Below are 7,072 nucleotides of genomic sequence, written 5' to 3' on the forward strand. Positions count from 1 at the left end.
TTGCTGAACTTTTATTGTTTATTCTTTCCTATTCTTCCTAAGCTATCTTTGATAGTTGTTTCTCCAAGCTGTGTATATAATAAGGCCGTATCCTGGCTGGTATGTCCAAGTTGTTGCATCACTTGTAACGAGTCTTTTTCTTCCATATATAACTTATTTGCCAATGTATGTCTTAATTTATGAGGAGACATTTTTTTGCCAAAGGCTTTAGTATATTTTTCTACTATATCTTGGATAGCCCTAACAGAAAGAGGCTGTGCAGTATGTTTATACTTAGATAAGAATACATTTTGTAATTCTTTCCCTGGAGCATATTTGTTATCTCTAATCTCCATATATTTTTCAAGATCATTTAATGCAATGGGGGTAATCCAGACGGAATCTTCTTTGTTTCCTTTTCGAATTACATCAATTAGTCTTTCTTTTAAGTTTATATCTTCCATGCGGAGATCGGCCAATTCACTTACACGAATACCACTACCAAGAAAGAGCGAAAGGATAGCTACATCACGCTCCTTATCTCTTAGGAAATAGAATAACTGATGTTTTGTTAAAGATTTTTCATGTTCGTACTTAACATAATTCAGAAATTCTTGATCATCATCATTATGGAATATTTTAGATCTCATACGTTTTGCACGAGCATTTAATGTTTCTTTATCTTTATGTATTTCAATTTTAGCCATTACATTTCTATAAAAATAGCATTCTCCATCTTCATTCTCTGATAGGGAGGTGAGGTACTTAAATAAAGACTTTAAGGCCGAAATTTTTCTGTTAACAGAAGAATTCTGCATGTTTTGTTGTAGTTTTAGAAACCTCATAAAGTTCTCAACATCTTTTTTCTTTAAATTTTCCAAATCAGAGAAGGATATGTCTTTAATGGGCTTAAATTCAATAATTTGTTCAGATAATAACCAATTAAAGAAGACTCTAAAATCATATACATAATTCAGTAGGGTGGAGGGAGAGGCATCATGCAATTCTTTGTACTCCACAAATTCTTCTATGTAAAAGGGCATTTCATTTAAATTCACGTATAATTTCTTACGATGTACGGATTTTTGACGTTGTTTGCTGTAATCCATAAAAATCACCTCATATATACTATAACAGAAAATATAAACGAACACAAGTTCGCATTAAATTCAATTTTTACACAAACTTATTTACATAATTATATTACGAAATACTAAAATACACTCAAAACTGAATGGTATAGTGTAGTCAGTCAAATGAAAATTATAGCTAACCAAGTGATAAATTTGTATTAGACCATAAAAATCCGTGCAAAAACTACATATAAATGTATGTAAAATAAAACATATTTGATATATAAATTCATACAAAAAATCAATACATGAAAATAGTTTAAAAATCATTATCAATTGTAAATTGGTTAATTTAATCATGATTATGGGGAGTTAATTAGATCAACTTAAGAAAAATATTATAAATTAAAATGTAATTTACTATAAAAATTTTTAATGAATAACTCGGCATTTAATGATTTCTATATAAAGTATAAATTATATAAGCACATACCAATATACTGAGATCCATGCAATTGAGCTCGAAATCCCTAAATACTGTATTAGATTTTTATTTATACATCTCATTGTTCGTAAAATTGGTATTTCGTGCGAAGTTGTGAGTGTTTATTTTTTTACCTCTTTATAAAGGGATCATCTACCTTACCTTTCATCAGTCTAAATATCTTTTAGTTTCAGATACATTCAGCTATACATTATTAATATTGATTAAATGGTCGCTTATAGCGATATAGCCAGTGTATAACATTTTAATACAAATCAGTTAACTTTAACTCCTTAAGACTAAATGGATGGTGTATTTTACAAAATATAATTGTTGTGATGTCGAAATAGAGCATTTCCTTTAATTCTTTTTATTGTACTTGATTTAGCTGAGCATTCCGCTAAATATTATTTTAATGTAGATTTCAAAATATAACTACTAAATTTCTCTTTCTATCTCAATGACATAAGTATTCTTTTTATTTTGAGATTTATTCACTTGTTTTTTACAAATACCTATGAGATGTGTTATGTAAACTGATTAAAAGTAGGTTATTGTAATGTATGCTTTTGGCTTCATGTAAGTGCGAATCCGTACATCCGCATTCGCACTTACATGATATATGCCAATTTGACTTATATAACTGTGCTCCAGTATATATCGCTTAATCTTTTGATCATCAACTGGGATTATAATGGCGTTTGCGCCAGATGCGTATCTATCCTATCTTTTAACACTCTCACTACTAATACTAACTAGATCAATTCTTTATTTTTTCAGATTCATATATTCTTCTAAAGTTAGTTTTTCTTTATATATATTTTCAGCAATATCTCCTACGTAACGTACATGCCAAGGCTCATATGCATATCCAGTTATATCTTCCTTACCTTTTGGATAACGAATGATAAATCCTGCACGATGCGCGTTATCTTTTAGCCATTTTCCTTCCTTCGTATTTGCAAAGGCTAGCTCTAGTTCATTGTTCGCGCTTTTCGATGAAACATCCATTGTTAACCCTGTTTGATGTTCGCTATGCCCTGGCTTTGCAGAGAAGCGATCCGTATGCTCTTGCCCATTCTTTTTAACATTGCTGGCATACAGGCCTTTTTGATACTCATAGGAACGAAATCCTGAAACAGCATTCAACTGTATACCATCTTGCTTAGCTAAAAAAAATAGTTTTTCTAATGCTTCCGCTGCCTCTTTACGAAGGTGACTCTTTTCTACCGTTCCACTAAATGAGAATGGTACATTTGGTACAACTAAATCCTCTGGCTTATAGTTTTCGGGTAAACCATATTCCTTATTTACTACAGCCTGTATACTAGCAAAAGAGCTTGCTATCTTTCTTGAAGTCCCATTTTGCTTTCTATTTTTTTCGTTATTTATGGAGTTTTCACTAGTTTCATGGTTTGTCTTATATGGTTCTTTACCAATAGATACATTAGTGTAAACGATAAAGATACCTAATATTACTACTATACAAGTTAAGGTTCCTACTAATTTAAGTCTCATCATTCATTTCCTTCCTGCAACGCCTACTGTTACTCATTCATCATACTGTAACCATGTCAAATCCATATTAATTCCCTGTGAACTTTTCTTCATAGCGTTTTTCTTAATAGATTGATAGTATATCTTCCCGTACTTTTGACACCCTTAAAATATCAGTTCTATTCATACGTGTAGAAAAATAATCTAAAAATTTGTATAATAAGATGATAAGTGTAGCATTCTATTATACAAAGGTCTTGGTATAATGCTAGGTATTGATGTAAGGAAAACAAAAGAAGAGTTAATTATTTCATGGCAATTGGCGGAGGTTACGATTCCATTACGTGATGTGCTTGAGGTTACCGAAGATGCTACCTATGCTGGAGTTGAGGAACCAACTGCAATCCGTATTGGAACAGCATATGGGACAACTGATCGTATATTAATTAGAACTGTAAAACAAAATTATGTATTATTTACTACAAACAAAGTGTCGATTTTAAAAGCTATTCTTACTTAAATATGGTCATATAAATAGACTCACACAAAGTTCGAATAAAGCAAAGGAGAGAAGTCATAGAATAGACTCCTCTCCTTTATTTAATTGAAATGAATATTATAATCCATACTCATTTCAGTATAGCTTTTACAACCTAAGAACGTCTTTCTTTTTTGATTCTGATATTACTAATCAAATTAAGACCAAATCCACACATCATCATTATTTTGAGTGCTATTGTTTACCTCATGCACTTTTTCGATGTGATCAACTGTGTTGTAATTAATAGAAATGCCGCCCCAGCCTACATACTTCATATCAATTTTCACTTTCTCACCTGTTTTAAATACTTGTCCCTTTGTTAAGAACACGTCAATAACGTCTTTCTCCCCATTTTGTGTTGGATACTCAACTACGACATATTTAGTAGCACTGTCTTCCATCGTACCTACTTCTGATACTTCACCAATTACATAATCAGGTGAGCCATTTTCTTTCAAATGCATACCTAATTTGTTTGTCGTATTCTCAACTTCTGTTGCAACCATATACTCCGTAAAGTTACGCATCATAGATCCAGTCGCTTTTACTTCGTCTCCTACTTTCACATTTGAAAGATTTTCTATATACACACTAACTGGTTCTTCGTATTGTTTAGATTTCACAACAATCACACCATGATCCACTTCTACTACGCGTCCTTCTAACGTCGAGAAATTCGTTTCAATAGAAGCTGCACTCGCTTTTGTTGCTTCTAATCCTGGTAGATTCGTTCCTGATAATGCTGCGAACCCTAAAGCACCTGCTAAAATTAATTTTTTCATACCCATTCGATAACATCTCCATTCATGATGATTGTATTTGTTTGATTGGCATCACCAACCTGTAACTATTATAGTTACAGGTTGTGCGGAATTGCAACCGTTTTACACATGCAATCTTGCATATCATTATCCTAGAATATAAAATTGAGAGCTCGCGGTCTTTAATGTTAATTAATTAATTAATTTTAATAATAAATTGTGGGAGCTTTTCTACATTTGAAATTATCGAGACCTAACTTTAAAAAAGTTAATACATTAAAGGGCATAACATTTTAATCATATTAATATGTTATGCCCTTTATTATTCAACTAACGCACCCGTTAGCTACTACGTCTATTACTTCAAATCAGAGGATAACATTCCATATACAAGACTATCTGTCCATTCATTTTTACTCCAATAATCTTGTATGAAATGGGCTTCTTTTCTCATGCCTATTCGTTCACACAATTTTTGTGAAGCTATATTACGTGCATCAAGATTAGCTTGTATACGATGTACATTAAATTCATCAAATAATTTAAATACCAAACTACTTACTGCTTCAGTTGCCAAACCTTTTCCGGCTACTTTATTTGAAAAACAATAACCAATCTCAACAGTGTCTTTCATATCTGTGTACCATACAGATAGATCACCCACTACATTAGTCTTGTATATGACTGCCAAACTTAAATTTGATTCTGTAGTGAGTACATTGTTTACTAGCTTCTTATCGAATCTTTTCTGCATATCTTCATGAGACCACTTATTATGTAATAGGTACTTACATGTATCATCATTACTATAAATAGCAAATACATCCTGTAAATCAGTACCCTTAAAGGGTCTGATTATTAATCTTTCTGTTGTGATTTCCAAGCTAGCTTTCCTCCCTTACATTCATTCTACAAAACATTTTTTATAGTATTGAAACCTCCTTCTCAGATTTCGCCTAGATAACATATTTCATCATAGTAAATTAAAATCCTTCTTCCACTAACTGCACCGTTAGCTGGATAAGAAAAAGAGCTACAATCGCAGCTCTTAAATTACTATTGCATCAATGTGCTTATACTCAATAATCAACAATAATGTAACTTAATTTGGACTCCATACCTTCTATCTATTGGTAATAAGAAGGCAGTAATACTGTATTAGTCCTCATGTCTTTCATGCATCTCTATTTTTTTATTTAGTAAATCTTTACCTCAAACTTGCATTGCTTCTAATACAGGTATAAACTTCTTACCTTGCTCTGTTAGTGAATATTCTACTTTGGGTGGAACAACTTTATAAACTTCTCTAAGTACTAGCTCGTCCTCTTCAAGCTCTCTTAATTGTCTAGTTAAGATTCCTTTTGAGTTACAGTTAGTTTTAATGCATTATTTAAGAGAGTTAAAGCCAATTTTGTTGCGTTATTCACACGATATATAGCAATTGCTTCATACCATAGTAGAAATTGTTTATCTTCTATTGATTGGAAATTATTTTCGTTTTTCTCTTTTTTTACCATTTCATAAAGTTCTTCAAATTGCTTTTGCTTTGTACAATCGATCATTACATATTTTGCATTTTGTACGTATTTTAATTTCTTGTTTGAGTTAGTGCAAATATATTATTTGGATCAACACCAAGTCTTTCTGATAATTGATATAACAATATGCTAGATGGATAAATCACACCTTTTTCGATCTTGCTAATTTGACTTTGTGAACATATTCCATGACATAATTCGGATTGGGATATGTTTTTTTTAATTCTAAGTTCTTTAATGGTAATACCCAAATCGTTAAATTCCATTTTCGACACCTACTATGTAGTACTTTATTAGTATTATATTCTCCAACCTTAATGTAATGTAAAATTAATATAGTTGCAATTATTGTTTGTTGTAAAGGTCTTGCCGTGTTATAAGATGGCGAGGCTTTTTAGTATGTACAAAAAAAGACACCCTAAGGTGCCTTCCTCCGACTTGATAACCACTTTAATTTTAATAAGATCACTTTTAAAACTACGAATATATCTTCAATCTTTCATATGCAATTTTATCATATTTTTCTGAAGTTGAAAACGGATTCATCAACTTATTTAATATCTTTATACTTAACTATCTCAGCTTTAGCTCCTCCAAATAAGCCGCCTTTCATCATTACCATATATAAGTTGTGTTCTCCGACAACAATAAAACCAGTTTTCGTCAGTTTAGGTTCAACAACTTCAAAGTAATGGATAGCTTCTTGAGCTTTCATAACCTTCTTTAAAGCATCGAAAGCATACTGATAGTATTTACGCTCCGTTTTCGGGAACTCTTTTGATATTTCGACCATTTCAGTAAGTGTAACTGGGTATTCGATAGCGTCAAATCGTTCGTCAATCTTAGTGTATTTTGGATCAGCCATATAATATCCACTTTTAAAATGTAAGATTTCCACACAAGCATAACAAATTCAGTTATAACTGTTTCGTCATATTTTGTCGAGTGAAAATAAAAAAAGACACCCTCAGGTGCCTTCCTCCGACTTGAACCAATTTAATTTTATATAAATAACACGTATTACCCCTTTGTTATACGTGTAAACACATCCTATAAAACAGAATCGTCTATATACACTAGATTGTTAGTTCATAAAGTACAAGAGATTTGAGATCAGTTTTTAGAGTGACGCCACACCTTCTATAAGGATCGACATGTTACGCCTTTCAAAAGAATCTGCTTTATAGAATGTATCCACA

Annotated in this window: 5 protein-coding genes and 3 pseudogenes; 1 reads left to right on the forward strand and 7 read right to left on the reverse strand. The window is 31.6% G+C overall.

Annotated features, from left to right (window positions below; genetic code table 11):
* Positions 1 to 11: 11 nt before the first annotated feature.
* The gene (gene xerS, locus COK05_RS29785; RefSeq protein WP_098615397.1) at positions 12 to 1,088 is read right to left on the reverse strand and encodes a tyrosine recombinase XerS; all 1,077 of its coding nucleotides are present in this window, start codon (positions 1,086 to 1,088) and stop codon (positions 12 to 14) included.
* Positions 1,089 to 2,304: 1,216 nt separating this feature from the next.
* Entirely contained in the window at positions 2,305 to 3,054 is a 750-nt protein-coding gene (locus COK05_RS29790; protein WP_098615400.1) for a M15 family metallopeptidase, read from the reverse strand.
* A 244-nt stretch (positions 3,055 to 3,298) separates the two neighbouring features.
* Between COK05_RS29790 and COK05_RS29795 the strand changes: the two genes are divergently transcribed.
* Complete coding sequence (locus COK05_RS29795; RefSeq protein WP_098615398.1) at positions 3,299 to 3,553, forward strand: SunI/YnzG family protein; 255 nt, start codon at positions 3,299 to 3,301, stop codon at positions 3,551 to 3,553.
* Between the two features lie 176 nt (positions 3,554 to 3,729).
* On the opposite strand, the gene COK05_RS29800 is transcribed toward COK05_RS29795, so the two are convergent.
* The 5 genes and pseudogenes from COK05_RS29800 to COK05_RS29820 form a co-directional block, all read right to left on the reverse strand.
* Positions 3,730 to 4,362 (reverse strand): ATP F0F1 synthase subunit alpha, encoded by a 633-nt coding sequence (locus tag COK05_RS29800; RefSeq protein ID WP_050845037.1) that lies wholly within the window; start codon positions 4,360 to 4,362, stop codon positions 3,730 to 3,732.
* Between the two features lie 331 nt (positions 4,363 to 4,693).
* Complete coding sequence (locus COK05_RS29805) at positions 4,694 to 5,218, reverse strand: GNAT family N-acetyltransferase (RefSeq protein WP_098615399.1); 525 nt, start codon at positions 5,216 to 5,218, stop codon at positions 4,694 to 4,696.
* A 329-nt stretch (positions 5,219 to 5,547) separates the two neighbouring features.
* Positions 5,548 to 5,700 (reverse strand): annotated as a pseudogene (locus COK05_RS29810) (winged helix-turn-helix transcriptional regulator); the annotation flags it as partial.
* A pseudogene (locus COK05_RS29815) lies at positions 5,691 to 6,139 on the reverse strand (helix-turn-helix domain-containing protein); the annotation flags it as partial. The pseudogenes COK05_RS29815 and COK05_RS29810, both read right to left, overlap by 10 nt.
* 287 nt (positions 6,140 to 6,426) lie before the next feature.
* Positions 6,427 to 6,738 (reverse strand): annotated as a pseudogene (locus COK05_RS29820) (PH domain-containing protein); the annotation flags it as partial.
* Between the last annotated feature and the right edge of the window lie 334 nt (positions 6,739 to 7,072).

Source organism: Bacillus cereus, from assembly GCF_002567495.1.
Classification (GTDB): domain Bacteria; phylum Bacillota; class Bacilli; order Bacillales; family Bacillaceae_G; genus Bacillus_A; species Bacillus_A cereus_AQ.

Coding starts and splice junctions, on each gene's coding strand:
- xerS (WP_098615397.1), bottom strand. CDS start 1,088: ATGGATTACAGCAAACAACGTCAAAAATCCGTACATCGTAAGAAATTA.
- COK05_RS29790 (WP_098615400.1), bottom strand. CDS start 3,054: ATGAGACTTAAATTAGTAGGAACCTTAACTTGTATAGTAGTAATATTA.
- COK05_RS29795 (WP_098615398.1), top strand. CDS start 3,299: ATGCTAGGTATTGATGTAAGGAAAACAAAAGAAGAGTTAATTATTTCA.
- COK05_RS29800 (WP_050845037.1), bottom strand. CDS start 4,362: ATGGGTATGAAAAAATTAATTTTAGCAGGTGCTTTAGGGTTCGCAGCA.